The 25,244-nt window shown below is 46.8% G+C and carries 29 protein-coding genes; 12 read left to right on the forward strand and 17 right to left on the reverse strand.

Annotated elements, in window-relative coordinates; genetic code table 11:
• Positions 1-5: 5 nt before the first annotated feature.
• From AD710_RS03130 to AD710_RS03160, 7 genes are all read right to left on the reverse strand, one after another.
• Positions 6-257: a hypothetical protein gene (locus AD710_RS03130; protein ID WP_016938157.1), complete on the reverse strand. Its 252-nt coding sequence runs from the start codon at positions 255-257 to the stop codon at positions 6-8.
• 25 nt (positions 258-282) lie between these two features.
• Positions 283-1,314 (reverse strand): NAD(P)H-dependent flavin oxidoreductase, encoded by a 1,032-nt coding sequence (locus AD710_RS03135; RefSeq protein ID WP_049627248.1) that lies wholly within the window; start codon positions 1,312-1,314, stop codon positions 283-285.
• A complete protein-coding gene (locus tag AD710_RS03140; RefSeq protein WP_047477015.1) occupies positions 1,307-1,729 on the reverse strand; it encodes a secondary thiamine-phosphate synthase enzyme YjbQ in 423 nt (140 codons plus the stop codon). The genes AD710_RS03135 and AD710_RS03140 overlap by 8 nt, the downstream gene beginning before the upstream one ends.
• A 121-nt stretch (positions 1,730-1,850) precedes the next feature.
• Positions 1,851-3,509 carry a glycoside hydrolase family 13 protein gene (locus tag AD710_RS03145; protein ID WP_049627249.1) on the reverse strand — a complete coding sequence of 553 codons (1,659 nt, stop codon included), beginning with the start codon at positions 3,507-3,509 and terminating at the stop codon, positions 1,851-1,853.
• Positions 3,510-3,599: 90 nt separating this feature from the next.
• Complete coding sequence (locus AD710_RS03150) at positions 3,600-4,889, reverse strand: hemolysin family protein (protein WP_016938153.1); 1,290 nt, start codon at positions 4,887-4,889, stop codon at positions 3,600-3,602.
• 42 nt (positions 4,890-4,931) lie between these two features.
• Positions 4,932-5,609 carry a zinc metallopeptidase gene (locus AD710_RS03155; protein ID WP_007408641.1) on the reverse strand — a complete coding sequence of 226 codons (678 nt, stop codon included), beginning with the start codon at positions 5,607-5,609 and terminating at the stop codon, positions 4,932-4,934.
• A gap of 46 nt (positions 5,610-5,655) precedes the next feature.
• The gene (locus AD710_RS03160; protein ID WP_045925825.1) at positions 5,656-5,919 is read right to left on the reverse strand and encodes a YuzI family membrane protein; all 264 of its coding nucleotides are present in this window, start codon (positions 5,917-5,919) and stop codon (positions 5,656-5,658) included.
• 132 nt (positions 5,920-6,051) lie between these two features.
• Here AD710_RS03160 and AD710_RS03165 point away from each other — a divergent pair, with 132 nt between their 5' ends.
• Complete coding sequence (locus AD710_RS03165) at positions 6,052-6,306, forward strand: protein mistic (RefSeq protein WP_016938151.1); 255 nt, start codon at positions 6,052-6,054, stop codon at positions 6,304-6,306.
• Positions 6,303-7,289 (forward strand): potassium channel family protein, encoded by a 987-nt coding sequence (locus tag AD710_RS03170; protein ID WP_047477012.1) that lies wholly within the window; start codon positions 6,303-6,305, stop codon positions 7,287-7,289. The genes AD710_RS03165 and AD710_RS03170 overlap by 4 nt, the downstream gene beginning before the upstream one ends.
• Here AD710_RS03170 and AD710_RS03175 read toward each other — a convergent pair.
• The 3 genes from AD710_RS03175 to AD710_RS03185 are packed head-to-tail and all read right to left on the reverse strand — an operon-like array spanning position 7,286 to position 9,482.
• Positions 7,286-7,690 (reverse strand): YugN-like family protein, encoded by a 405-nt coding sequence (locus tag AD710_RS03175; protein WP_016938149.1) that lies wholly within the window; start codon positions 7,688-7,690, stop codon positions 7,286-7,288. The two genes, AD710_RS03170 and AD710_RS03175, sit on opposite strands and share 4 nt — an antisense overlap.
• 22 nt (positions 7,691-7,712) lie before the next feature.
• Positions 7,713-8,111, reverse strand: coding sequence for a hypothetical protein (locus AD710_RS03180; protein ID WP_049627250.1), 399 nt, complete (start codon positions 8,109-8,111; stop codon positions 7,713-7,715).
• A gap of 18 nt (positions 8,112-8,129) precedes the next feature.
• Entirely contained in the window at positions 8,130-9,482 is a 1,353-nt protein-coding gene (locus tag AD710_RS03185) for a glucose-6-phosphate isomerase (protein WP_014472188.1), read from the reverse strand.
• A 329-nt stretch (positions 9,483-9,811) separates the two neighbouring features.
• Between AD710_RS03185 and AD710_RS03190 the strand changes: the two genes are divergently transcribed.
• Positions 9,812-10,378 (forward strand): NADPH-dependent FMN reductase, encoded by a 567-nt coding sequence (locus tag AD710_RS03190; RefSeq protein WP_049627251.1) that lies wholly within the window; start codon positions 9,812-9,814, stop codon positions 10,376-10,378.
• Between the two features lie 103 nt (positions 10,379-10,481).
• Positions 10,482-11,126 (forward strand): isochorismate family cysteine hydrolase YcaC, encoded by a 645-nt coding sequence (gene ycaC, locus AD710_RS03195; RefSeq protein ID WP_045925828.1) that lies wholly within the window; start codon positions 10,482-10,484, stop codon positions 11,124-11,126.
• Positions 11,127-11,252: 126 nt separating this feature from the next.
• Here ycaC and AD710_RS03200 read toward each other — a convergent pair whose 3' ends face one another.
• Positions 11,253-12,425, reverse strand: coding sequence for an iron-containing alcohol dehydrogenase (locus AD710_RS03200; protein ID WP_045925829.1), 1,173 nt, complete (start codon positions 12,423-12,425; stop codon positions 11,253-11,255).
• Positions 12,426-12,512: 87 nt separating this feature from the next.
• On the reverse strand, positions 12,513-13,676 hold the full coding sequence (locus AD710_RS03205; protein ID WP_049627252.1) for an iron-containing alcohol dehydrogenase: 1,164 nt from the start codon (positions 13,674-13,676) through the stop codon (positions 12,513-12,515).
• Between the two features lie 230 nt (positions 13,677-13,906).
• On the opposite strand from AD710_RS03205, the gene AD710_RS03210 reads away from it, so the two are divergent.
• Positions 13,907-14,143, forward strand: a complete 237-nt coding sequence (locus AD710_RS03210) for a DUF378 domain-containing protein (protein WP_003152104.1) — start codon at positions 13,907-13,909, stop codon at positions 14,141-14,143.
• 47 nt (positions 14,144-14,190) lie between these two features.
• Here the strand turns inward: AD710_RS03210 and yugI are convergent, their stop codons facing one another.
• The 3 genes from yugI to AD710_RS03225 form a co-directional block, all read right to left on the reverse strand.
• Positions 14,191-14,583 carry a S1 domain-containing post-transcriptional regulator GSP13 gene (yugI, locus tag AD710_RS03215; protein WP_003152102.1) on the reverse strand — a complete coding sequence of 131 codons (393 nt, stop codon included), beginning with the start codon at positions 14,581-14,583 and terminating at the stop codon, positions 14,191-14,193.
• 196 nt (positions 14,584-14,779) lie between these two features.
• Complete coding sequence (locus AD710_RS03220) at positions 14,780-15,949, reverse strand: aminotransferase (protein ID WP_049627253.1); 1,170 nt, start codon at positions 15,947-15,949, stop codon at positions 14,780-14,782.
• Positions 15,950-16,450: an Lrp/AsnC family transcriptional regulator gene (locus AD710_RS03225; protein ID WP_016938141.1), complete on the reverse strand. Its 501-nt coding sequence runs from the start codon at positions 16,448-16,450 to the stop codon at positions 15,950-15,952. It abuts the gene before it with no gap.
• A gap of 151 nt (positions 16,451-16,601) precedes the next feature.
• Here AD710_RS03225 and AD710_RS03230 point away from each other — a divergent pair, with 151 nt between their 5' ends.
• Positions 16,602-17,423 (forward strand): alpha/beta fold hydrolase, encoded by an 822-nt coding sequence (locus AD710_RS03230; protein WP_045925832.1) that lies wholly within the window; start codon positions 16,602-16,604, stop codon positions 17,421-17,423.
• A gap of 23 nt (positions 17,424-17,446) precedes the next feature.
• Here the strand turns inward: AD710_RS03230 and AD710_RS03235 are convergent, their stop codons facing one another.
• Positions 17,447-17,707: a DUF1871 family protein gene (locus AD710_RS03235; protein ID WP_045925833.1), complete on the reverse strand. Its 261-nt coding sequence runs from the start codon at positions 17,705-17,707 to the stop codon at positions 17,447-17,449.
• 86 nt (positions 17,708-17,793) lie between these two features.
• Between AD710_RS03235 and AD710_RS03240 the strand changes: the two genes are divergently transcribed.
• The 3 genes from AD710_RS03240 (at position 17,794) to AD710_RS03250 (ending at position 20,795) form a co-directional block, all read left to right on the forward strand.
• Positions 17,794-18,960, forward strand: coding sequence for a MalY/PatB family protein (locus tag AD710_RS03240; RefSeq protein WP_049627254.1), 1,167 nt, complete (start codon positions 17,794-17,796; stop codon positions 18,958-18,960).
• A gap of 119 nt (positions 18,961-19,079) precedes the next feature.
• Positions 19,080-20,363, forward strand: coding sequence for a sensor histidine kinase (locus AD710_RS03245; protein ID WP_049627255.1), 1,284 nt, complete (start codon positions 19,080-19,082; stop codon positions 20,361-20,363).
• A 45-nt stretch (positions 20,364-20,408) separates the two neighbouring features.
• The gene (locus AD710_RS03250; RefSeq protein ID WP_045925836.1) at positions 20,409-20,795 is read left to right on the forward strand and encodes a kinase-associated lipoprotein KapB; all 387 of its coding nucleotides are present in this window, start codon (positions 20,409-20,411) and stop codon (positions 20,793-20,795) included.
• Positions 20,796-20,819: 24 nt separating this feature from the next.
• Here the strand turns inward: AD710_RS03250 and kapD are convergent, their stop codons facing one another.
• On the reverse strand, positions 20,820-21,437 hold the full coding sequence (gene kapD, locus AD710_RS03255; RefSeq protein ID WP_045925837.1) for a 3'-5' exonuclease KapD: 618 nt from the start codon (positions 21,435-21,437) through the stop codon (positions 20,820-20,822).
• Positions 21,438-21,587: 150 nt separating this feature from the next.
• On the opposite strand from kapD, the gene AD710_RS03260 reads away from it, so the two are divergent.
• The 3 genes from AD710_RS03260 (at position 21,588) to AD710_RS03270 (ending at position 25,232) form a co-directional block, all read left to right on the forward strand.
• Positions 21,588-22,832 carry a multidrug efflux MFS transporter gene (locus AD710_RS03260; protein WP_082197856.1) on the forward strand — a complete coding sequence of 415 codons (1,245 nt, stop codon included), beginning with the start codon at positions 21,588-21,590 and terminating at the stop codon, positions 22,830-22,832.
• A 90-nt stretch (positions 22,833-22,922) separates the two neighbouring features.
• Positions 22,923-24,797 carry a transglycosylase domain-containing protein gene (locus tag AD710_RS03265; protein ID WP_156187150.1) on the forward strand — a complete coding sequence of 625 codons (1,875 nt, stop codon included), beginning with the start codon at positions 22,923-22,925 and terminating at the stop codon, positions 24,795-24,797.
• 21 nt (positions 24,798-24,818) lie between these two features.
• On the forward strand, positions 24,819-25,232 hold the full coding sequence (locus AD710_RS03270) for a thiol-disulfide oxidoreductase DCC family protein (RefSeq protein WP_016938133.1): 414 nt from the start codon (positions 24,819-24,821) through the stop codon (positions 25,230-25,232).
• The last annotated feature ends 12 nt before the right edge of the window (positions 25,233-25,244 follow it).

Consider the following 25,244-nt stretch of genomic DNA (forward strand, 5'->3'; position numbering starts at 1 on the left):
GTCTGTCAATGTGACGATGGGATGTGGAATGCTTTTCTTTTTCGGTAAAAAGCCGTCGTGCCGAGCGCTTGGTTTGCCGCCCATTCAAACTTCTCTAAATCATGGCTGGTGACGGCTCTGTCCCGTCTGCTCCATTTAATGGCCCGGACAAAGTAATACCCTTTAATCGGCGCCATGGTGACTTTGGAATGCGGAAAATCTTCAAAGACAAATTCAATATTTCCTCTTTTTTTATAGGACATTTGAAGAATCTTCATCTTCCATCACCTCACAGCATCTTGATTATGATCGGCACAAGCGGTCCAAAACAGTTTTCACATCTGTCGGCCCTTCAAGTTTCGCGGCGGACTGGCCCGCCCATAAAGACATATACTCTGCATCCCCCGATTGAGCCGCATGCCCGCGCATCGGCTTTGTGAGCGTATTATGCAGCGGATAAGGCAGCGTTTTTCCCTCGTCAGCTTCATATGTTTTCATGAACTGATTCACGATTCCGCGCGCCTGTTTTCCCGAAAACAAGGTGGTCAGCCGTGTGTCGGCTCCTTTTGATTCGGCAATGGCTTTTTGATATGCCGGTGAAGCGCTGCTTTCTTCACAAAGGAGAAACGGCGTGCCGACTTGAACGCCGTCCGCACCTAAACATCGGGCCGCCTGCACCCCGCGGCGGTCAAAAATGCCGCCTGCTGCAATGACCGGGATATTCAGCGCGTCTTTAGCCTGCGGAATGAGCGCCATAAGACCGAGAGCCGGTTCTCCTTTAACCGGCAGAAACGATCCGCGATGTCCTCCGGCTTCTATTCCTTGAAGGATAACGGCGTCCATTCCCCGCTCTTCAAAAGCCTTCGCTTCCTCCGGCGTTGTCGCTGTGCCGAACAGGAAGCAGCCGTTTTTCTTCAGCTTTTCCGCCGTTTCTTCCGGCGGCAGGCCGAAGGTGAATGAGCACGCTTTGACCCCGTAACGGATCAGAAGGTCCGCTTTTTCTTCAAAATCATTCCACTCTTCTTTCAGATCGGAGAACGGCTTGGCGTCTTTTGCCCTCGGGATGCGCGCTTTCCATTGTTCAACCAGTGCCTCCTCAGGCATCTGCCTTTCTTCCGGGACGAACAGATTCACTTGAAAGGAACGGCCGGTCAGGTCTTTCATCTCGATAAGCTGTTTTTCAAGCGCCGGCGGGCTGACGTATCCTGAAGCGAGGCTTCCGAGCGCCCCTTCATTCGATACCGCCGCAGCCAGGCGCGGCGTGACAAGCCCTCCGGCCATCGGAGCCTGAATGACTGGCTTTGTTAATGATAATGCGTCCATCCATTCACTCATTTGCGGCTGCCTCCGTTTCAGCGTGGATTTTGATATAACATGTTCTGTTTCGCGGACCGTCAAATTCGCAAAAATAAATGCCCTGCCACGTTCCGAGGATCAGGCGCCCGCCTTCTATGATGACATGCTGGGATGCGCCCGTTGTACTCGCCTTCATATGTGCCGCCGTATTTCCCTCCATATGCCGGTCCAATTCGTGCTCCCATGGATACACTTCGTCAAACCTGCGGAGCATATCCTTTTTCACATCCGGGTCGGCATTTTCATTGATGGTAATGCCGGCGGTGGTATGGGGACAGTATATGAGCGCCAAACCGTTTTTCACGCCTGTTTCGCGGAGAAACGCTTCCGCTTCATGTGTGATGTCGATCATTTCATCCCGTCTGTTTGTTTGAATCTGCAATTGTTTCAGCATATGAATGCCTCCTCTCTTTTTCTTTCCCTTTCCCATATTCGTTTCTGTATTTGTCTTTTCCTGTCGGATCGCGATGATAAACGCAGATCATAAAAAACTTCAGCCCCAAAACTGAAGTTTTTCACCATATATATACGCGGGCCTCATAAGGCTTTAAAAGGAAGGATGTCATATGCCGATGCGGCGGCGTTTCCATGTTTGCGAGCACGAGCGCATCGGCGGCAAGCGGATAACCGGGGTGCCTGTATAATGCGGGAGTTTTAGTCAGATTGGTGATGATCAGGGCGGTTGTTGTTCCGTTTTTTCTTAAGTAGGCATAAATCTGCCGGTCTTTTGGAAGCAGCAATTCATAAGTTCCGCTGATCAATACGTCATGTTCTTTCCTGAGGGCGATCAGCCGTTTGTAGAAATGGTATACGGAAGTTTCATCCTTCATTTGCGATGCAGCGTTCAACCATGTGTGATTCGGATTCACCCCGAGCCACGGAGAAACTTCAGAAAACCCGCCGTTCGCCGTCCCGCTCCATTGCATCGGTGTCCGTGAATTATCCCGGCCCTTCTTCCAGATCGTCTTCATCACTTTTTCATGCGGAACGCCGCGGGACGTCTCTTTTTCATACAGCTGTTTGATTGTGACGTCGTCGTAATCTTCAATGGATGGGAACGAAACATTGGTCATGCCGAGCTCCTGTCCCTGGTAAATAAACGGCGTGCCTTTCGTCAGCATATACATTGCGGCAAGTGCCTTAGCGCTTTCTGTCAAAAACCGTTCGTCACCCCATACCGAAACGGATCGGGGCTGGTCGTGATTTTCCATAAATAACGCATTCCAGCCCTTTCCTTCAAGGCTGTTCTGCCAGTCGGACAAAACGCGCTTCAGCGCCGGGATGCAAATGCTTTGATCATCATCCGTATCCCAAAGGCCGAGGTGTTCAAATTGAAAAATCATATGGAAGACGCCGTTTTCTTCACCGGCCCAATCAGCTGCCTCCCAAGCCGTCACCCCGTTCGCCTCGCCGACCGTCATGATCGGATAGCGCGAAAATGTTTCACGCTTCAGCTCTTTTAAGAGATCCACGATGCCTTCTGTATTCATATGATACGGGAAGGACGGGACATACGGGAGACCGTCCGGATTCGGCATGTCAGGGAGCCCTTCTTTTTTCTTGATGTGAGAAATGGCATCCACCCGGAAGCCGTCAATGCCTTTATCAAGCCACCAGCGGATCATCTCATAAACGGACTGCCTCATCGTTTCGTTTTTCCAATTTAAATCAGGCTGTTTTTTATCAAACAGGTGAAGGTAATACTGGTTTGTCTTTTGATCATATTCCCACGCCGATCCGCCGAAAATGCTTTCCCAATTGTTCGGCTCTTTGCCGTTTTTTCCGTCTCTCCAGATGTACCAGTCCCGTTTTTCGGAATCTTTCGCTGAGCGCGATTCGATAAACCAAGGATGTTCATCACTCGTATGGTTGACGACGAGGTCTATAATCAGCTTCATGCCGAGTGTATGGATATCCGCGAGGAGCCGGTCAAAATCCTCCATCGTCCCGAATTCTTCAGCAATTTGTTTGTAATTCCGAATATCGTAGCCGTTGTCGGCGCCCGGCGAGTCAAAAACGGGGCAAAGCCAGATCACATCAGCCCCCAACTCTTTTATGTAATGAAGCTTTGCTCTGATGCCGTTCATGTCGCCGATTCCGTCCCCGTTCGAATCCATAAAGCTGCGGGGATAAATTTGATAGACGGACGCCGTTTTCCACCAATCCGTTTTCATACCGTCCACTCCTTTCTTTACAGCATATGAAGGAGCGGGATGAAGAAGCATTTTTTTCGCAAAAAAAGCCTCATTGCAAAAGCAGGAGGCTCAGAAATCTGTTTTTTTAATTTCAACAAAGCGGATATGGTGGTCTTCTGCTTCAAGCACCTTGAATTCGCACCCTTCAGCATGAAACACATCACCGTTTTTCAGCTCCATTTTTTGTGTGAGGAGCCAGCCCGCAATCGTGTCTATGTCTTCATTTTCGATCGCGATATCAAGAAGATCATTCACCTCTTCTATCAGCGCTTTTCCGTCCATCACATAATGATGCTCGCCTTTTTTGACGATGTGGGGCATTTCATCCTGGTCATATTCATCACGGATTTCGCCGACGATTTCCTCCAATATGTCTTCGACAGTCACAAGTCCCGCCGTACCGCCGTATTCGTCAACAAGAATCGCCATATGAATCCGCTCCTTCTGCATGCGGATCAACAGCTCTTGAACAGGGATGCTTTCAATGACTCTGATGACCGGACGCATAATTTCTTTTAACTCGATGGAACGGCCGAGAAAATACGCTTTAAATAAATCCTTGTTGTTAATAATGCCGAGAATGTGGTCTTTGTCTTCCTTAATGACCGGATATCGCGTATACCGCTCGTTGATGATCAGATGAATGGCTTCATCAACTGACTGCTCGAGCGAGATGGCGGCGATTTCGGTGCGCGGCACCATGATTTCTCTGGCGACACGGTTATCGAATTCAAATATTTTGTTGACGTAACGGAATTCGGATTGATTGATTTGACCTTTTTTATAGCTTTCAGACAAAATCAGCCGCAATTCCTCTTCACTGACCACGACTTCATGTTCTTTCACCGAATGAAATCCGAACAGCTTGACCAAAAATCCGGCTGAGCCGTTTAACAGCTTGATAAACGGATACATCACTTTATAAAAGAGGATGAGCGGTTTTGCCGTCCACAGACTGACGGCTTCAGCTTTTTGAATGGATATCGTTTTCGGCGCAAGCTCCCCGATGACGACGTGCAGATACGTGACGGCGATAAACGCCGCAATAAACGTGACGACGTGCGTAATGGGTGACGGCATTCCGATCAGACTGAAAACAGGATGAAGAAGCCGCTGAATCGTCGGTTCCCCGAGCCAGCCGAGTCCGAGCGCCGTAATCGTAATGCCGAGCTGGCACGCTGATAAATACTCGTCGAGATTTGTAATCACCCGGTGCGCCGCAAGCGCCCGGCTGTCTCCGGTTTCAACCAGCTCCGCAATTTTTGAACCGCGGATTTTGACAATCGCAAATTCCGCAGCGACAAAGATGGCCGTTAATCCGATTAACAGCAAAATGAGAATCAGTTTTAATATAAGCAAAAAAACCCCTACCGCAAACGGTAAGGGGCCACCTCCTTCGTGTTAATTCTCATCACGACCATTTAAGAAAATCATCACAAAACGAAGCAGCTCGAATAATGAAACGAGCGCCGCAGCCACATACGTCAGCGCAGCGGCGTTCAGCACTTTATTCACGCCGTGTTCTTCACTGTTGCGAATGAATCCTTCCGACACGATAATCCGCTTCGCCCTCGCGCTGGCATTAAACTCGACAGGCAGTGTGACAAGCTGGAAAAAAACAGCGGCAGAAAACAAAATAATGCCGAGCCCGATTAAATTCAAGCTGCCAAGGAGCATTCCGCCCAAGAAAAGCAGAGGGGCGACCCCTGAGGCAAAATTGACGACCGGAAAAATTTTGTGCCTCAGCACAAGCGCGCCGTAAGATTCCTGGTGCTGCAAAGCATGTCCGACTTCATGGGAAGCGACGGAAATGGCGGAAATGGAGCGGCCGTAATATACCGGCTCAGATAAACGCACCACCCGCTCCGTCGGGTCGTAATGGTCTGTTAAAGTGCCTCTTACCGGTTCTACCGGCACATCATATAAACCGTTTATATCAAGAATCCGTCTTGCCGTTTCCGCCCCGGTCCGCTGACTGGAAGCTTCCACGTCTGAGTATTTCTGAAAATTACTTTTCACTTTAAATTGTGCCCAAAACGACAATCCCAATGCAGCAATTGTTAAAAAGACAAACAGCATATTATCCTCTTCCTTTTTCTCTTATATCGTACGATCTGCTTATATATTATTTTAATGATTGCCCGCTTTCCTGTACAGAAATCCGCTTCTTTTTTCTGACAGGAATCAATCCTCCGAGCAAAATCAGAACACATCCGGCCATTGCGGTATAAAACGGAAACGTGCCGACAGTCCCTTTTGCGAAAGCGAGCCATGAAAAGCTGCCGGACATATGATCATATCCATTTAAATCGAAAATAAGCAATACGGCCGCTGAAGCGAGCAGCTGCGCTCCGGCCAGCGCCGCCAGCAGTTTTTGAATGACTGTCATCTGACTCACCCTTTTTCGGTCCGCTTTCTTTATCATATGAAAAAATGAAGGTGAATATGTTTTCGCTGATTTTTGAAAGACATCAAACGAACTGGGACATACTGTATAAAAAAGATACAGGTGTGATCCATCATGAAAGTGACAAATGGCGAAAAAGAAAAGCTGAGCAATGCGATAGACAGAATGAATGAGGGGCTTGACGCCTTCATCCAGCTCTATAATGAATCGGAAAACGACGAACCTCTCATTCAGTTTGAGGATGAGACGGCCGATTTAATCAGACAGGCGCGTGACTCATACGGGCAGGAACAGCTGAATGAAAAATTAAACACCATTATTAAGCAGATTTTGTCCATCTCTTTGTCGAAAGAGGAGCAGGCCGAATGAAATCAAACCGTATCTTTATTTCCTGGCTGAGATGGCCGTTATATATCCGGATCGGACTGATCATTATCGCCTTGATCTTATTGTTCGGCCAATTGATTTACATGCTTGAACCGAAGCAATTCACGTCTGTGTTTGAAGGGGTTTGGTGGGCGGTAATTACGGTAGCCACGGTCGGTTACGGCGATTATGTTCCGCAGACGCCGCTCGGGCAGATTGCCGCCATGGTGCTTGTATTAAGCGGAGCGAGTTTTGTGACCGCCTATTTCGCCACGCTTTCTTCAGCCGTGTTCAGCAAACAGCACCGTTATATCGAAGGGAAGGTCGCCTTTAAAGGCAAAGGGCACGTCATTCTTATCGGATGGAATGAGAAGTCGCATATGCTGCTGAAAGAACTGCAGCACATCGCACCGTCAAAAACTGTCGTCCTGATTGATGATTCATTAAGAGAAGGCCCGCTTATTGAAAATGTCCATTTCATCCGCGGACATGCCGCTGATGACAGCACGCTCAATAAAGCGAATATTACGGAAGCTGATACCGTCATTCTGACAGCAGACCAGCAGAAAAATGAATCCGAAGCTGATATGCTGTCGGTATTAACGCTTCTCGCCATCAAAGGGCTGCATCCGTCCGTTTATTGTATCGTGGAAATTTTAACGGAACGGTATGTCAAAAACGCCGAACGTGCAGGAGCCAATAAGATTCTGTGCACATCACGCCTGTCGAGCCGGGTGATGTTTGAGCATTACCGGGTCAAGATGCAGCTTGCCAAGCCGCAGACGCTGTCCGACCTGACGCTGGAGAAAAAGGTTCGCATCATTCCCGTCCCCGAGGAATTAAAGGGCTCCTCTTATCATGATTGTGCGCGCTATTATCTCAAACGGAATACAACGATTATCGGCATACAAAAAGAAGAGGGGCCGATGCTGACCCCTCCCCTGTCATACCAGGTGCTCAGTACTGATCTTTTTTTGGCGCTTTAATGCAGCAGGACATCTTCCAGCTCTTTCACGAGCGAGATGCCGATATCTATATATGAGCGGTCAATTGCCGCATCCCGGCGTTTCGGCTCGGAGAATTGGTTGAATAATGATTCAAAAACTCCGCCGCCTGCTGCATCATCCGTTTCCTGCTGATAGACGTGCCTCAGCAAAAAGGGTGTGCCGATTGTAACGGCCGTTCCCCGTTCATCAAGGCGTCCTTTATTTGCTTCAACAGGGATACGGAGAAACAAATAGCCGTCCTGATCGGAAATTTTGTAATCAAAGAATCCCCGGTCATATTCCCAGCCGCCTCCGATGGTATAACCGATCGGTTTCAGCACCTGTTCCAATTCGCGGAGTAAAAAAGACTGTCCTTCAAGTGAAGATGGTATGCTGATCATGTAAATACGCTCCTTTTAGTCTTTAGCGTCCCCGGTCTGCGATATCTTCATACGGCTTCCGCAAAGAATCAGGAGCAGCAGACAGACGCTGAAAAGAGGTAACGGCGCATTCAATCAGAACATACGTCACAATTGCGGAGAGAGCGGCATCCGGCGAAATGAGGAAAACGGCGGCATACAGACAGCACTTCGTAATGAGCGAATGCATCCGGCCCATCTTCAGTTTCAGCCGGACCATATCCGTAAACAAGCCGAGGGGAAGAGCGAAAAAAAAGATCGTTTGTAAGAGGGAAGCAGAGGACGGGTTCAGCGCAAAAAAGACAATAGCGGCGGAACAGAAGGAAATGACGGTATGCTTACATAAGAGCCGTGTCAATTCATCATCACACCTTTCACGGTTTAAAAAAGGCTGACCCGTCATGCGGGCCAGCCATTCTTTTTATTTCTCAAGGCGTTTTTCAAGCTCTGCTTTTTTCTCTTCAAAGCCCGGTTTGCCGAGAAGCGCGAACATGTTCACCTTGTAGGCTTCAACACCCGGCTGATCAAACGGGTTGACTCCGAGCAGATAACCGCTCATTGCCACCGCTTTTTCAAAGAAATAGACGAGATATCCAAATGTATATGCATTAAGCTCCGGAATGTTGACGATTAAGTTCGGCACTTTTCCGTCTGTATGAGCCAGCATCGTACCTTGGAACGCTTTTTTATTGACGAAATCGACCGTTTTGCCGGCTAAGTAGTTTAAGCCGTCGAGATCATTTTCCGCTTCTTCAATTGTCAGCTCATGCTTCGGTTTTTCTACATTTAATACAGTTTCAAACAGATCGCGTCTGCCTTCCTGCACGTATTGGCCGAGAGAGTGAAGGTCTGTTGAGAAGTTAGCGGAGGAAGGATAAATTCCTTTCTCGTCTTTTCCTTCACTTTCACCGAAGAGCTGCTTCCACCATTCTGCAAAGTACTGCAGGGCTGGCTCGTAGTTAATGAGCATTTCAATGGTTCTGCCTTTATTGTACAGAACGTTGCGGACGACGGCATATTGGTAAGCCGCATTCTCTTCTAATTCCGAGCTGGAAAAGTCTTTGCTTGCATCAAGCGCGCCCTTCATCATTTCGTCGATATCAGCCCCGCTTACCGCAATCGGCAGAAGACCCACCGCAGTCAGAACGGAGAAACGCCCGCCGACATCATCAGGAATAACGAATGATTCGAAGCCTTCTTCGTTAGAAAGCGTTTTTAGAGCGCCGCGCTCTTTGTCAGTCGTCGCGTAAATCCGCGCTTTCGCTTCTTCTTTTCCGTATTTTTCTTCAAGAAGTTTGCGGAAAATCCGGAAAGCGATGGCAGGTTCCGTCGTCGTTCCTGACTTAGAAATGACATTGATAGAGAAATCAGCGTCTTCCAAAAGATCCATAACGTCTTTCATATAAGTTGAGCTGATATTGTTGCCGATAAAGATGACTTGAGGGTTTTTGCGTTTATCTTTCGGCAGGACATTATAGAAAGAATGGTTGAGCGCTTCAATCGCCGCGCGGGCGCCTAAGTATGAACCGCCGATTCCGACGACGAGAAGCACGTCTGAATCTGATTTGATTTTTTCAGCGCTTTTTTTAATGCGCGCAAATTCTTCTTTATCGTAGTTTTCAGGGAGGTCCACCCAGCCTAAAAAGTCGCTTCCGGCGCCTGTTTTTTCATGGATATTATGGTGTGCCGTTTTTACGAAATCACGTGCGTATGTAAGTTCATGTTCATTGAAAAAAGGTAACGCTCTTGAGTAATCAAAGCGTACATGCGTCATTTGCTTGTCCCTCCATCACGGTGAATTGTTTTCTCTTCCACTTTATATGAACTCTACCTCTAAATCAAGTCATGAAGAAGGCCTGACGGGTACGGGATTTGCGCTAAAGACGCATTCATTTTTTCATACAATATCTCGGTTTTGAGATAGGTATTGTACAGAACGTTATATTTGAATGTATTGTGAGAAGGATCACTAATCAAATGACGAAAAAGGCAGTAAAGGTGAATACACGCACAATAAATCAAATACTTCCATTTTTAAAAATAGTGTCTATATTTGGGTTATCATGTTAAGATGAAAATAATTTTAAACCGGGAGGTGATTTTATGACTAAAACCATTGGTCTTATTTGTGGAAGTTTACGAAAAAACTCGTATAATCGAGCAATTGCTCAATCATTGATTGACTTGGATCATTCGGCGCAATTTCGTTGGATTGAAATAGACCGTCTTCCTTTTTTTAACGAAGATTTAGAAATGGCCGGAGCGCCTGAATCCGTAACATCCTTTAGAGCAGATATACAAGACGTTGACGGCGTCATCATTGTAAGTCCAGAGTACAATTCCGGAATGCCGGGGGTATTAAAAAATGCATTGGACTGGGCATCGAGACCTCGGACCTCTTCTGTGTTCAACAGAAAACCGGTTGGCTTAATCGGAGCAACCCCCGGAGGGTTCGGTACTGCCTTTAGCCAAATGCAAATGAGAGAAGTACTCGAAGCTATGCAAGTCAATGTGCTGCCCTTTCAAAAAATGCTGATTTCGCAAGTCCATAAGAAAATTGATTCCACTCAAAATATACTTACGGATGAACAAACAAACCGTTATCTTCAACGCTATTTACAACAGTTCATCCATTGGATTGATCATGCTCCGGTTCCCGTTCTAGATTAATAGAAGGATCATAACCCTCACTAAAAGTCACCTCAGAAGCTTTCTACATAATTTTTAGATGCCTTTGACAAACTTACTTAATGAATTTAAGGAGGATGATAAAATGTCTGATCTTTATTCCCGTCTTTCAAAAGATGATGCTGCTGTTCTTTTGGTGGATCATCAAACCGGCCTTATTTCCGGTCTAGTACGTGACTATGGTGTTGATGAATTTAAGAATAATGTATTGGCTCTTGGCGATACGGCTAAATTCTTTGATTTACCGGTTATTTTAACAACGAGTTTCGAAAATGGACCTAATGGCCCACTCATGCAGGAATTGACGGATCTCTTTCCTGATGCACCAAAAATAGCGCGTCCAGGACAAATTAATGCATGGGATAACGAAGATTTTGTGAAAGCCATTAAAGCGACTGGAAAAAAACAACTTATTATCGCAGGTGTAGTTACAGATGTCTGCGTTGCGTTCCCTGCACTTTCCGCAATCAAAGCAGGTTACGAAGTGTTTGTTGTGACAGATGCTTCGGGAACATTCAGTAAGCAAGTAGCAGATGCATCATTAACCCGTATGGCTCATGGGGGCGCACAGCTTATGAACTGGTTTAGTGTAGCATGCGAGTTACAACGTGATTGGCGCAACGATGTTGAAGGGTTTGGCGCATTAATTTCCAGTCATCTTCCTGGTTACCAAAACTTAATGGGGAGCTATATGGGGGCGCAGCGAGATCTTAGTACACAGAATGCATAAAAAAGAGCGCTGATTTAATCAGCGCTCTTTTTTATTCTTACTTTCCATAGTTGTTTCAGTGCAAGGAGTGTGTCACTTGCTCCTGATTCACTCATAGAAAATCCGGTAGATCTGCAGGATGGGATCTTACAGAGACGCCTTCAGGATGGCAAGCACGTCATCTTTGTTCAGTTTTTGGAAATTGCCGAATCCGCCGTGTTCCATTTCTTTTGCGGCGATATCTGCGATCAGCTCAAGCTTGTCTTCGCCGATGTCATAATCCGCAAGACGGGACGGCGCGCCGAGGCTTGACCAGAACGCTGATAACTTATCGATTCCTTCTAAAGCAATTTCTTTATCTGTTTTGCCTTCGGTATCAATGTCAAACATGTTGAGCATGAGGTTTTTAAAACGGTCTACATTTGTATCAAGCGTGTATCTCATCCAATTCGGGAACAGAATCGCAAGTCCTCCCGCGTGAGGGATGTCATAAACCGCTGATACGGCGTGCTCCATTGTGTGGGAAGCCCAATCGCCGAAATAGCCCATTTGCAGCGTGCCGTTTAAAGCGATCGTACCCGCGTATAAAATCGTTTCGCGATGCTTATAATTCCCAAGGTCTTCCAAAAGTTTCGGCGCTGTTTCAATCACCGTCTGAAGGACCGCAAAGCACATTCTGTCCTGAAGCGGCGTATTTTCAACATTGTGGAAGTATTGTTCGAATACGTGGCTCATCATATCCACCATGCCGTATACGGTTTGGTTTTCCGGAACGCTGAATGTATTCTCAGGGTCTAAAATAGAGAAACGCGGATGAGTGACATTGCTGCCCCATACGTATTTTTCATTCGTTTCCCAATTTGTGATAACGGAATCAGGGTTCATTTCAGAGCCTGTCGCCGCAAGCGTCAGCACCGTGCCGAACGGAAGCGCGTCCTGTGCCGTTACTTTTTTGCTGTAAATGTCCCATGCGTCTCCGTCATACTTCGCTCCGGCCGCAATCGCTTTTGTACAGTCGATGACACTTCCGCCGCCGACTGCGAGAAGAAAATCAATTTCATGCTGTCTGCACAGCTCAATTCCTTTATTCACCGTTGCCAGACGCGGGTTCGGTTCAACGCCCGCAAGCTCATGAACGGCTGCGCCTTCTTCTTTTAAGATGCCTGTTACTTGGTCATACAGGCCGTTTCGCTTAATGCTGCCGCCTCCGTATACAAGCAGCACGTTTTTCCCGTATTGTTTCAGCTCTTTTTTCAATTGGTCGATTTGACCTTTTCCGAAAATCAGTTTCGTCGGATTGTAGTACGTAAAGTTCTCCATTTATCATAACCTCCAAAAAAAATCGTAAGGGAATTACTATAACACAGAAAAAAAGGAGCTGCCAGTTCGGCCGCCCCCTTTATTCTATTACAATGATGCCTTCAGTATCGCAAGCACATCTTCTTTCTGCAGTGATTTGAACTGTCCGAATGCGCCGTTTGCCATCGCTTTATCTGCAATTGTATCCAGCTTTTCATCTGAAATATCATAATCAGCGAGTCTGTTCGGAGCGCCGAGGCTCGTCCAGAAAGCAGACAGCTTGCTGATCCCTTCAAGCGCGATCTCTTCATCTGATCTGCCTGCCTCGTCAATATCAAAAACACGGACGGCAAGCTGCTTAAAGCGGGCCGGATTTTCTTTGAGCACATGTCTCATCCAGTTCGGGAACAAGATCGCCAAACCTCCGGCGTGCGGGATATCGTACACCGCTGACACCGCATGCTCGATGTTGTGTGTGGCCCAATCCCCTCTTGCGCCCATTGACAGCATTCCGTTTAATGCGATGGTGCCTGTATATAAAATGGTTTCACGAAGCTCATAGTTCTCCAGATCATTGATCAGATTCGGCGCTGTTTCAATCACCGTGCGCAGAAGTGATTCACACATCCGGTCCTGATACGGCGTGTTTGACGTGTGGTGGAAATATTGTTCAAACACATGGCTCATCATATCGACCATGCCGTAAATGGTGTGGTCTTTCGGAACGGTAAATGTGTTTACCGGATCAAGAATAGAGAATTTAGGATAAACGAGCGGGCTTCCCCATCCGTATTTCTCCTGTGTCTCCCAGTTTGTGATCACTGATCCGGCGTTCATTTCCGAACCAGTCGCCGCAAGTGTCAGCACTGTTCCGAACGGCAGCGCTTCTTTCGGCTGGTGTTTTTTCGTGACGATATCCCACGCATCACCATCATATTTAGCGCCCGCGGCGATGGCTTTCGTGCAGTCAATGACACTTCCGCCGCCGACGGCCAATAAGAAATCGATGCTGTTTTCTTTACAGAGCGCAACACCTTTGTTCACCGTTGAGACACGCGGATTCGGCTCTACGCCTGCCAATTCATGCACCGTAACTCCGGCTTTTTTCAGCAGCTCAGTTACTTGATCATAAAGACCGCTGCGCTTAATGCTGCCGCCTCCGTATACGAGCAGCACGTTTTTTCCGTACGGCTTGATTTCTTCCGGAAGCTTTTCAACCTCTCCCTTTCCGAAAATCAATTTTGTCGGATTCCAATATGTAAAGTTTTGCATGACATCTCCTCCTTTGGATTTATATTATGCAGAAAGTTGACGTTCAATGTAAAGCAATCCGCTTTTTTGACGGCACATCACACGGTTTCATGACAGCGGGTTCACGGGAAAGGCACTGGTACAGCATGAGACAGGATGCGATTTTCACGCCGGAGAATGAAGCATGTATAGTTTCTTTGCTTTGTCACAATCTATAACTGTTTCACGAATTCATAGAGGAGGTTGTTTACATGAGTGTTATTCAGCGGATCTGTCTTGTTTTAACCATTATCGGCGCGATTAACTGGGGACTGATCGGATTTTTCCAATTTGATTTAGTAGCAGCCATCTTCGGCGGCCAAGGATCGGCTCTGTCGCGGATTATTTACGGCCTTGTCGGCATCGCCGGTCTCATCAATCTCGGCCTGCTGTTTAAGCCGAACGAAGAAACATCCCGCGAGGAAGCGGCAAATCCAGAAGTCAGATAAACATAAAAAAAGCACCGAACATACATATCCGGTGCTTTTTTTGATGCTTATTTTTTGATAAGGTCTTTACGGTTGGACTGTTCGATCCACTCTTCAAGCTTATCTTTCAGTGTGTTGAAACCTTGCGGAGCAGATGTTTCTTCAGAAACTTGAGCCGCTTTCGGTTTTCTTGGCTTGCTTTCTTTTCTTTCAGGCGCTGCTTGAGTCGCACGGATAGAAAGGCTGATTTTACCTTTTTCTTCGTCAACTGCAAGAACTTTTACTTGTACTTCGTCACCGATAGAAAGGTGCTCGTTAATGTCTTTTACGAAACCGTGAGTGACTTCAGAAATGTGAACAAGTCCTTGAGTTTCTTCATCTAATGCAACAAACGCACCATACGCTTGTAATCCTGTTACTTTACCAGTGTAAACACTGCCCACTTCAAATTTTGCTGCCATTCATAACAACTCCTAAGTTAAATTAAATACAGTTTATACGCAATTTAAAATTATATCATACAAGTTTGTTTTTCGCAAAGGGAACTTTTTTGTATGATGATGTTTAAGCACAGAAAAAGGTGGGTATACTATGATTACGAAGGCTTTCTAGTATTCCCCCCTTTTATTTGGATGCGAACCGGGTTCGTATCTTTTTTTATGCCCTTTTTTCAACAAACCGTTTGATTCTGACGAGCGCTTCCTGAATCTGCTCAATAGATGTTGCATAGGAGCATCTGATGTACCCTTCGCCGCTCGGGCCGAATACATTCCCCGGAACGACGGCTACTTTTTCTTCAAGAAGCAGCTGTTCCGCGAACTCTTCTGAACTCATGCCTGTCGATTGAATGGAAGGAAAAGCGTAAAACGCTCCGCCAGGATGGTGGCAGCCGAGTCCGATTTCGTTCAGTGTTTCCACAATCAGATTTCGGCGTCTCCGGTAGCTTTTTTTCATTCGTTCGACGTCTTCCTGACCGTTTTTCAAACCTTCAAGCGCGGCGTACTGCGCCATAGAAGGCGCACACATCATCGCGTGCTGATGAATTTTGAGCATGGCATCCCTGATTACGGGAGGCGCCGCCGTAAATCCGAGTCTCCATCCCGTCATGGCAAATGCTTTGGAGAACCCTGAAATCAGAATCGTCCGCTCCTTCATGCCGCGGATGGCACCCATGCTCGTGAATGGCTCATCATACGTCAGCTCGGCATAAATTTCATCGGAAAGCACGATCAAGTCATGTTTTTCAGCGAAAGCAGCGATGGATTCAAGTTCTTCTTTCGAATAGACGGAACCGGTCGGGTTTGACGGCGAGCAAAGAAGCAGCGCTTTCGTTTTGTCCGTCAGGGCCGCTTCAAAATCGGCCGGGGATGCTTTGAAACCTTTTGCAGCGACAGTCTGAATCGGCACCGGCTTCGCCCCCGTCAGCGTCACGAGTGATTCATATGCGACAAAACACGGTTCGGGAATTAACATTTCCTCTCCGGGATTCATAATGGCGCGGACAGCGAGATCAAGCGCCTGGCTTGCCCCTACCGTAACAATCAGTTCACTGTCAGGCGAATAATTCAGGCCGAACCGCTTATCTAAATAGCAGCTGATCTCTTCTCTCAGTTCATAAAGACCCGCATTTGCCGTATAAGCCGTGTAGCCCTGTTCTAAAGAAAGAATACTCGCTTCCCTCACGTTCCAAGCCGTCACAAAGTCAGGCTCTCCCACTCCCAGTGAAATGACACCTTCCATCGTAGCGGCCAGATCAAAGAATTTGCGGATGCCTGACGGTTTAATCTGCTGCACATAATCCGATAAATAAGAAGTCTTCGTTTCCATTTACGGAGACACCACGATTCTTTTGTCATCGTCTCCGCTTTCAAAGACTTTGCCGTCATGCTTATATTTTTTCAGGATGAAGTGCGTTGTCGTGGAAACGACAGACTCAAGGGTGGACAGTTTTTCAGAAACGAAGCTCGCCACGTCTGACATCGTATTGCCGCGGATGACGACAGATAAGTCATACACCCCTGACATCAGGTACACTGATTCGACTTCCTGGAATCTGTATATCCGTTCAGCAACTTCATCAAAGCCGACATTTCGTTTCGGAGTGACTTTTACGTCAATCATCGCCGTGACGCCTTCCAGCCCGTCAACTTTGCGCCAGTCGATCATCGCCGCATAATCAATGATGACTTTTTCCTTTTCAAGCTTTTCAATGATGCTTTTGACTTCATCGGCGGGAATGTTCGCCATTTTGGCGATCGTTTCCGCATCAACGCGGCTGTTTTCGTCTAAAATTTCTAATATTTCTGTTTCTTTTTCAGTCAGCTTCATACGTTTCACACCTTTGCTTTATCAAAAATCTTCATGACATTATATCACGATTTTCGACAAATGCTAAGAAAAACCCGCAAGAAACCAGAGTTAAAATCTGACAATTAAAAAGCCATTACACTACAACACAGAAAGGACGGAGAAGACGCTCATGGAAGCTGTTTCACCGATTAAACGGGCCGCGATACACGGAGTTGAGCTGTATTACGAGCATTATGAGAATCCCGGCAGACAGACGCTCGTCTGCGTACACGGTTTTTTATCTTCGGCATTCAGCTTCAGAAAACTGATTCCGCTGCTCAGAAACCATTATGATATTATCGCCGTTGACCTGCCTCCTTTCGGACAATCGGAAAAGTCACGGACGTTCGTATACACTTATGCAAACCTCGCCAAGCTTCTGATCGGACTTTTGGAAAAGCTCAATATCAGCCGGGCCGCGCTCGTCGGCCATTCGATGGGCGGCCAGATTTCCTTATCCGCGTCTCTGCTTAAACCCGAGCTTTTTACTAAAATCGTCCTGCTGTGCAGCTCAGGGTATTTAAAACGCTCGCATCCGTCGATTATAGTCGGAACGCATATCCCTTGTTTTGACCTGTATCTTAAGTATTGGCTTTCAAAAGACGGCGTGCTGAAAAACCTGTTAAATGTCGTGCACGACCGGACGCTTATCGACCAGGAAATGATTGACGGCTATGAAAAACCATTTACAGACCGCCAGATTTTCAAAGCGATGACAAGGTTCATCAGACACAGGGAGGGCGATTTGGACTCTGAGGATTTGAAGAAAATACAAAACCCCGCTCTTTTAATATGGGGGGAAGAAGACCGGGTCGTGCCGGTTTCAGTCGGAAAACGGCTTCATCACGACCTGCCGGATTCTATTTTATATTCGCTTAAAGATACGGGGCACCTCGTCCCCGAAGAGCGTCCTGAGTTTGTTTCGGAGCGGATTTTTGAATTTGTCCAATAAAAAAACCGGCGTTTCCGCCGGTTTTAAGGGGTGCAGGAGCTGCTTTCTTTTATGAGCAGAAGCTGCGCGGCGGCCTTTTGACAGTCTTCGATCGGAAGCTTTTGTTCAAATGAAACTTCAAAGATGTCCTGTATGGCTTCTGCCAGCTTGCCGGCGCTGTCTTCACGATATACGGCCTGAACGATATCGACAGCTTCTGTCTCATAAAATTCTTCTCCATATTTAAACGGGTCCCACTTGGCAATGATTTTCATCATTTCCATGACCGCTTGGCTTTCTTCCATTTTCATCACCGCTTATAATAAAGTTTGAAAATCTATTTTATCATAGATACGATGTGAAAAATAATGATACAACAGGAGTGACATACATGAACTTTGACCTTCGAGAAAACCGCTTTGGCACTCAATCGGTGAAATGGGACAAGGCGGAAGCGTTATTCGGCGTATCGGACGCACTTCCGATGTGGGTGGCCGATATGGATTTCCGCGCTCCCGAAGCAGTCACAGAGGCATTAAAAGCCCGTCTTGACCATGGCATATTCGGTTATACGTCTCCTGACGAAAACACAAAAAAAGCCGTCGCTTCATGGCTTGATACACGGCACGGCTACCGGCCAGATCCCGCAAGCATCACGTTCAGCCCCGGAGTTGTGACGGCGCTCAGCATGGCCGTCCAGGCCTTTACCGAACCGGGAGATGAGGTTTTGATCCAGTCACCGGTATATACGCCTTTTTATCAGATGATCGAAGAAAACAAACGGCAGGTTTTACATAATCCTTTACGGGAAGAAAACGGAATCTACCGCATGGATTTTGAGGACCTTGAGAAAAAGCTGAGCGATTCAGGAGTTAAGCTGATGATTCTCTGTAATCCGCACAATCCGTCCGGCAGAGCGTGGAGCCGGGATGAGCTTTTGAAGCTCGGATCACTGTGCGCCGCCCATAACGTCACCGTCGTTTCTGACGAGATTCACTCCGACTTGATGCTGTACGGAAAACCGCACACGCCTTTTGCTTCTCTGTCTGAGGATTTTGCGCGGATTTCCGTTACTTGTGTCGCGCCGAGCAAGACGTTTAATATTGCCGGCCTTCAGGCATCGGCCATTATCATTCCCGATCGGTATAAGCGGGCGAAATTCTCCGCGGCATTGCATCGGAACGGGATCTCCAATCTCAACACATTTGCGGTTGCAGCAATCGAAGCGGCTTATACAAAGGGAGGCCCTTGGCTTGACGCGCTGATTCCTTACATTGAGGGAAATATGAAATTAGCTGAGGACTTTTTTAAAAAAGAATTGCCGAAAGTCCGCATGATGAAGCCTGATGCTTCCTATTTGATCTGGATGGATTTCAGCGAATACGGATTTTCAGACGCCGAGCTCAAAGATAGAATGCTCAAAAAAGGGAAAATCATTTTAGAACCGGGAACGAAATACGGACCGGGCGGCGAAGGATTTATGAGACTCAATGTCGGCTGTTCGGCAGCAACTGTAAAAGAAGGGCTTGAGAGAATCAAAGCAGCGCTTGCTTCATAACGTAAAGGACGCCTTTATCAGAAGAGATAAGGGCGTTCTCTTTAGAGAAATATATACTTTTTTTTCCGGTAAAGATGTTATAATAGGTTCATATTTACATAAGAAAGGATTTCGCATAAATGGAGATTGTAAAGGATTATCTGCTTCACTTCTCTTTTCTTTTATTTCCTATTTTTCTCTATCAAGTCTTCTGGCTCAGCAAGCCCGATTTGCTTGTGCCGAGAGCGAACCGCCTGCTGGTCGCCGTATTTGCAGCGGCATCTTCATTATTATGTACGGCTTTTCCCATCCAGGAGCTTCATTCCGTCCGTTACGGATTGCAGCTGATTCCCATTATCGTCTGCCTGCTTTATTCCGGAACTGCCGCAGGACTTGCCGCAGGAGCAGCGTCTGTTTTGTTCCAGCTCATATGGTTTGAACCTTCCGCTCTTTTTTTCTTATCCTTAATTCCTTTTTTAATCATCATCTCTATCCAGCTCCAAACGAAATGGCCCTTTTTTTCAAAGCGGAAGAAACTGATTTTCGCTCTTCTCATCGGCTGTACTGAAGCCGCCTTATTAACCGCATCTGTCTTCATCTATTCCGTGACCAATATTTTCAACTTTCAAAATCTATCTTCCGTATATTATGAGGCGGGAGTATCCGTTTTTTTTCAGATCAGCGCTCTTGTGCTGTGCATTTATTTGATTGAAATCATTGATGAGAATGCGTCCATGCGGGCAAGGCTGATTCATTCAGAGAAAATGGCTGTCGTCAGCGAGCTTGCGGCAAGCGTCGCACACGAAGTCCGCAATCCGCTCACGGTCGTCAGAGGTTTCGTGCAGCTGCTGTTCAGCGGCGATCAGCTTCAGGAAAAATCACACGCCGGGTATCAGAAGCTTGTGCTGTCCGAACTTGACCGGGCTCAGACGATCATAACGAATTATCTGGATATGGCGAAGCAGGATGATTATGAAAAGGAAAGGTTTGATATTTCTCTGCTTGTGAAGGAAACAGGGTCCTTAATGGAGTCATACGCCAATTTTAAATCAGTGACCGTTACTGTTCGAAGCGAGCCGGATTTATATGTGTTCGGGGATGTGAAAAAACTGAAACAAGCCTTCATTAATCTGATTAAAAACAGTATTGAAGCCGTGCCTTCTGAAAACGGCCATATCGAGGTCTCCGTCCAAAAACAGGAACAGATGATTCTCATTCAGATTACGGATAATGGGATCGGCATGTCCGACGAAGAACTTCAAAAACTCGGCAAGCCGTATTATACGCTGAAGACTAACGGCACCGGACTTGGGCTTACTGTGACATTCTCCATTATTCAGCATCATGAAGGCTCCGTCTATTTCACCAGCGGAGAGCACTCGGGCACCACGGCCTCTGTCAGGCTTCCGGCAGCTGTTCTCTAGCCAATCGCGTTGATCTTATATAGAATAAACAGAGAGGTGAACGCAATGAATTCATTTGAAATCGGCACAATCGTAAAAGGGTTTTATAAAACAGGAGTATACATAGGGGAAGTGACAGACATCAGGCCCAATCACTATTTAGTAAAAATTAAAGCCGTTCTGACGCATCCCGCTCAAGGAGATCTTCATCATCCGAAGCAGGCCGATGTTCCGTTTTTTCATGAAAGAAGAGCGCTGGCATTCGGAGAACAGACAAACATACCGCATCATATGGTCAAACCGTTTGAAGGCGAAGTTCCTGATTATACGGCTTCCTTACAAGCGGCGGCTGCCCGGCTGAAAGATCAGCTCACAGCGGACGGCTCAGAATGGGCGAAACGTTCGCTCGCCAACTTGGCCGTGTTAGAGCGCGACTATTTTAAAAGACTATGACCCAGTCGGCATGATTGGGTTTTTTTATGTGGCCCGGCGAAACAGTTCAGTCAGATCGACGCGATCGCCGATCGTCGGAGGTTTCGGTTTTTCAAGGTATTGTTTATCCCGTTCGACAAGCTTGAATAATTTATAAGTCGTCTGCGCATCATCAAGCGCTTTATGATGTGTGCCCGTCCCTTTATCGCCATACTCTTCAGCCGCTTTCCAAAGCCCGGTCAGAGTTCTGTCTCCGAAGAAGTTTTTATATTCAAGGGACAAATCCCGGAGTTCTCCTTTAAATGGAAAGGGGATGTGGTTAAACATGCAATTTTGCTTTAACACTTTCATATCCATATTGCCCCAGGTGACGATCGTGCAGTTTTTATCAGGGTCAAGCTCATTTAATTTGCCGATGAATTCATTAAACGTGATTCCGCCGTCCACGTCTTTTTGAGTGATGTTCAGAAAGGTTTTGCATCGTTTTGTCAGCTTCGGAAATTTTTTCGGTTTGATATAACTCGAAAACGTTTCAGTCACTTCATCATTCACTGTCTTGACAATCCCCGCTTCAATAATTTCGGGAAAGAAATTTTGCGGGCTGTATTTTCCGTCAGGCATCGTAAATTCAAAATCAATAATGAGAAGACTGCGCTGATCCACTTTTTTACACCTGCCTTTCCTCCGATCAAAAATGATATTTTATGATAGTATATCAGTTTCCCCTCTGAAACTTTCTTCATTTTCTAAAAATAATGAATTTTCCTATATCCGCATCGAAAATACAAATACCGGATTCATTCCTATATACTTATAATTAGACACACGAAAAGTAAAGAAGGTGATGTTATTTCTGTCCGTAAGAAGAACTTCGTCGTCATTTGGATTACAAATTTCTTTATTTCCGCCAGCATGACTATGATTGTTCCGTTTCTTTCGTTATATATTGAAACGATCAGCCCCCATTCGGGCGGGTATGTGCAGAGATGGAGCGGTTATGTGTTCGGCGTCACGTTTTTAATGGCGTTTGTGATTTCCCCGTTTTGGGGAAGATTCGGCGATAACCGCGGCTACAAAAAAATTCTCTTGATTACAGGCACCGGCATTGCCGTCAGCATTTTATTGATGGGGTTTGTGACATCGGTTTATCAGCTGTTTGTCCTCCGGCTGCTTATGGGCCTTGTAACAGGCTTTGTTCCGACATCACTGGCGATGATTTCGGCGCAGACGCCGAAAGAGACTGCCGGGAAAACACTCGGCACGCTGCAGATGGGTCAAGTGTCAGGCACTTTATTCGGACCGATGCTGGGCGGGCTGCTTGCTGACAGCTTCGGGTTTACGTACACGTTTTTTATTACGTCTTTTGTCATTTTCGCATCTGTGCTTCTCGTTTTATTTCAGGTCAATGAGCAGCCGCTCGGCGAGAAACAAAGCAAGCGGAAAACCTACTCCAGAAAACAGGTGCTCTCTTATATTTTTCACCAGCCCGCGCTTTGGGCGATGATGGTGCTTACTATGATCGTGCAGACCGGCAATTTCAGTATTCAGCCGCTTCTCGCTTTATATGTTAATGAGCTGCACGGACCTGTTAATTTAGCCTTTTTCTCCGGAATGGCGTTTTCTGCGACCGGACTCGGAAGCTTGCTGCTGGCCCGGAAATGGGGAGACCTCGGCGACCGCTTCGGCCACAGCCGGATCTTAATCGTGCTTTTAATTGCCTCAGCGGTGTTTTTTATTCCCCAGGCGATCGCCTCCTCCCTTTCCATCCTTTTAGTCTTCAGATTTCTTTTCGGGATGGTCATGGGCGGGACGCTGCCTTGTATTACGGCAGCGATCCGCGTCAGGGCGCCGGGCAGCATTCAGGGGGAGGTGCTCGGCTATAACGTCAGCTTTCGTTTTCTCGGAAACGTAATCGGCCCTCTGCTCGGCGGTGCGGTGTCAAGCGGCTTTTCCATTTCGGCCGCTTTCTACGTCACCGCTTTTCTCTTTTTGGCAGGCGCGGGGCTTTTATGGCTGGCCGGACATTTGCAAAAAGATACAGCGTCTGATGCGGGCTGACCGATCAGCAATTACGATTTCTTCTAAATTTAACCTTCTCGTATTCTTAAAAGAATGATACGATATGGCTAGAAATCAGGAGAAAAGAGAGTGACCATGGTACGTAAAATAATCGGATGGATTTTGCTGCTCGGCATTATCCCGTTGTTTGCATTTACAGTTATTGCTTCCGGCAAAGAGGTAAAACAAATCAAGCCTTTTGATCAGGTGCTCGATAAACATATTGATTTAAAAGCGATCAACCTGGTTCAAAACAGTTACATGTATGACAGGGACGGAAGCCTTGTTTCTGAGATTGTCAGCGATCATGAGAACCGCGTGATCGTGCCCTTTAATAAAATACCGAATGAGGTAAAACAGCTGTTTTTAACCTCTGAAGACCGTCATTTTTATGAGCATAAAGGGTTTGACTTTATGGGGATGGTCAGAGCGGCCGCCTCCAATTTTAAAGATCATAAAATTGACCAGGGCGCCAGCACCATCACCCAGCAGCTGGCGAGAAATGTGTATTTAAGCCATGAACGCACCTTCAGCCGAAAACTGACGGAGCTGGCCTATTCCTATCAGCTTGAGAAAAAATACAGCAAAGATGAGATTTTGGAAGGCTACTTAAATACGATTTATTTTAATAACGGTGTATACGGTGTCGGTTCGGCGGCACAATTTTATTTCAGCAAGCCGCTGAAATCTCTCACCTTGGGAGAAATGGCCTTTATCTGCGCCATCCCTAATAACCCTACATTATATGATCCTCTCAAGCATTTTGACTATACGAAAAAACGACAAGTCAGATTGCTTAACGGATTAAAAAAAGCGGGTGTCATATCCGGAAAACAGCTGAAAAAAGCCGAAAAGGAAAAGATCAAGCTTGATATAAACGAAAAAACAAACAAATATCCTGACTATGTTTCCTATGTAAATGATGAATTCACACAGCTTGTTTCATCATCTGAAGGCTATGACAAACGCCTTGAAAAAGCTTCCGGAAAGGCGAAACAAAAAATACAGAGTGAGCTTTCCGATAGAGTCGGCACATTGTTAAAAGACGGTGTGAAGATTTATACGGCGCTGAATCCGTATATGCAAAATCAGGTCGTCGCCCAAGTGAATCAAAATCTGCCGTATGCAGGCGTTCAGGGCGGAGCGGCCGTGATTAATCATCAGACGCATCAGATTATCGCGCTTTCAGGCGGGAAAGATTATCATAAATATGATTTCAACCGCGCCTATCAGGCATACAGACAGCCCGGTTCATCCATTAAGCCGCTGCTTGATTACGGGCCTTACATTGAAAAGACCGGCGCAACGCCGCACAGCAAGATTGACGCAAGCAAATTCTGCAGTGCGGATTACTGCCCGCAGAACTATAATAACCGCACGTACGGGACGGTTACGCTGGAAACGGCGTTTAAATACTCGTACAATACACCGGCCATCAGAATCATGGACCGCGTGGGCGTCAATAAGGCGTTCAGCTATCTTGAACCGTTTCATTTCGCGAAGCTGGTCAGCGCGGATTACCGTCTGCCTGCGGCGCTTGGCGGTTTTACAAACGGCATGACGCCGCTTGAAATGACCAATGCGTACACCACGTTCGGAAACAACGGCGTTTATACGCCGAGTCACGCAATTACGAAAGTGACTGATTTAAAAGGAAAAACGATATTAAAGTGGAAAGATGAGCCGACGCAGGTATTCAGCGTGCGGACCAACATGCAGATCAAAGAAATGATGAAAGCCGTCGTGAAAAGCGGAACAGGGAAAAAAGCGAACTTTAAAGCTCCGTACGTCGGCGGAAAATCAGGGACGTCAAATGACTATCACGATATGTGGTTTGTCGGCCTGACGGATGCTTACACGATGGGGGTATGGGTCGGCAAGGATACACAGTCAAGCGTCGAATATCTGCATGACGCAAGCCCTCAGCTTTCGATCTGGAAAAACACGCTGCAGGCAGCTTATTAAAGATAATGGAGGGGATCCGACTTGAAACCAGCTCAGCTTCCGGACCGCGTGCTTTTGTTTGACGGCGTCTGCAACTTATGCAGCGGCGCCGTTCAATTCATCATTAAACGCGATCCGGCCGGCCTGATCTCATTTGCATCATTGCAATCAGATACCGCCCGGGAGCTTTTGGCATCAGAAGGACTTCCGACAGAACAATTTGACAGCATGATTTTTATCGAAAACGGGCGGATCTACAAAAAATCCGCAGCCGTATTAAAGGCTGCCCGGCATCTCTCCGGGGCCTGGCGGCTGTCAGCGGTTTTTTTCGCAGTGCCCCGCCCTCTCAGGGACAGAGCTTATTCTTTCATCGCCCGGCGCCGTTATAAATGGTTCGGAAAGAAGGAAGCATGCATGCTCCCCTCCCCTGAGATCAAAAACCGATTTCTATCCTAATAAAAATGGCTA

Origin of the sequence: Bacillus sp. JFL15, from assembly GCF_001184225.1 — a bacterium.
Classification (GTDB): domain Bacteria; phylum Bacillota; class Bacilli; order Bacillales; family Bacillaceae; genus Bacillus; species Bacillus siamensis.

Bases quoted from the DNA above. Each gene is read 5' to 3' on its own strand.
- AD710_RS03165 (WP_016938151.1), top strand. From the start codon at position 6,052: ATGAAAGTGACAAATGGCGAAAAAGAAAAGCTGAGCAATGCGATAGAC.
- AD710_RS03210 (WP_003152104.1), top strand. From the start codon at position 13,907: ATGAGTGTTATTCAGCGGATCTGTCTTGTTTTAACCATTATCGGCGCG.
- AD710_RS03250 (WP_045925836.1), top strand. From the start codon at position 20,409: ATGAATTCATTTGAAATCGGCACAATCGTAAAAGGGTTTTATAAAACA.
- AD710_RS03130 (WP_016938157.1), bottom strand. From the start codon at position 257: ATGAAGATTCTTCAAATGTCCTATAAAAAAAGAGGAAATATTGAATTT.
- AD710_RS03220 (WP_049627253.1), bottom strand. From the start codon at position 15,949: ATGGAAACGAAGACTTCTTATTTATCGGATTATGTGCAGCAGATTAAA.
- AD710_RS03205 (WP_049627252.1), bottom strand. From the start codon at position 13,676: ATGCAAAACTTTACATATTGGAATCCGACAAAATTGATTTTCGGAAAG.
- AD710_RS03185 (WP_014472188.1), bottom strand. From the start codon at position 9,482: ATGACGCATGTACGCTTTGATTACTCAAGAGCGTTACCTTTTTTCAAT.
- AD710_RS03135 (WP_049627248.1), bottom strand. From the start codon at position 1,314: ATGAGTGAATGGATGGACGCATTATCATTAACAAAGCCAGTCATTCAG.
- AD710_RS03235 (WP_045925833.1), bottom strand. From the start codon at position 17,707: ATGGAAGAAAGCCAAGCGGTCATGGAAATGATGAAAATCATTGCCAAG.
- AD710_RS03245 (WP_049627255.1), top strand. From the start codon at position 19,080: ATGGAGATTGTAAAGGATTATCTGCTTCACTTCTCTTTTCTTTTATTT.
- AD710_RS03190 (WP_049627251.1), top strand. From the start codon at position 9,812: ATGACTAAAACCATTGGTCTTATTTGTGGAAGTTTACGAAAAAACTCG.
- AD710_RS03175 (WP_016938149.1), bottom strand. From the start codon at position 7,690: ATGATCAGCATACCATCTTCACTTGAAGGACAGTCTTTTTTACTCCGC.
- AD710_RS03240 (WP_049627254.1), top strand. From the start codon at position 17,794: ATGAACTTTGACCTTCGAGAAAACCGCTTTGGCACTCAATCGGTGAAA.
- AD710_RS03225 (WP_016938141.1), bottom strand. From the start codon at position 16,450: ATGAAGCTGACTGAAAAAGAAACAGAAATATTAGAAATTTTAGACGAA.
- AD710_RS03230 (WP_045925832.1), top strand. From the start codon at position 16,602: ATGGAAGCTGTTTCACCGATTAAACGGGCCGCGATACACGGAGTTGAG.
- AD710_RS03145 (WP_049627249.1), bottom strand. From the start codon at position 3,509: ATGAAAACGGATTGGTGGAAAACGGCGTCCGTCTATCAAATTTATCCC.
- AD710_RS03155 (WP_007408641.1), bottom strand. From the start codon at position 5,609: ATGCTGTTTGTCTTTTTAACAATTGCTGCATTGGGATTGTCGTTTTGG.
- AD710_RS03140 (WP_047477015.1), bottom strand. From the start codon at position 1,729: ATGCTGAAACAATTGCAGATTCAAACAAACAGACGGGATGAAATGATC.
- yugI (WP_003152102.1), bottom strand. From the start codon at position 14,583: ATGGCAGCAAAATTTGAAGTGGGCAGTGTTTACACTGGTAAAGTAACA.
- AD710_RS03170 (WP_047477012.1), top strand. From the start codon at position 6,303: ATGAAATCAAACCGTATCTTTATTTCCTGGCTGAGATGGCCGTTATAT.
- AD710_RS03160 (WP_045925825.1), bottom strand. From the start codon at position 5,919: ATGACAGTCATTCAAAAACTGCTGGCGGCGCTGGCCGGAGCGCAGCTG.
- AD710_RS03180 (WP_049627250.1), bottom strand. From the start codon at position 8,111: ATGACGGGTCAGCCTTTTTTAAACCGTGAAAGGTGTGATGATGAATTG.
- ycaC (WP_045925828.1), top strand. From the start codon at position 10,482: ATGTCTGATCTTTATTCCCGTCTTTCAAAAGATGATGCTGCTGTTCTT.
- AD710_RS03200 (WP_045925829.1), bottom strand. From the start codon at position 12,425: ATGGAGAACTTTACGTACTACAATCCGACGAAACTGATTTTCGGAAAA.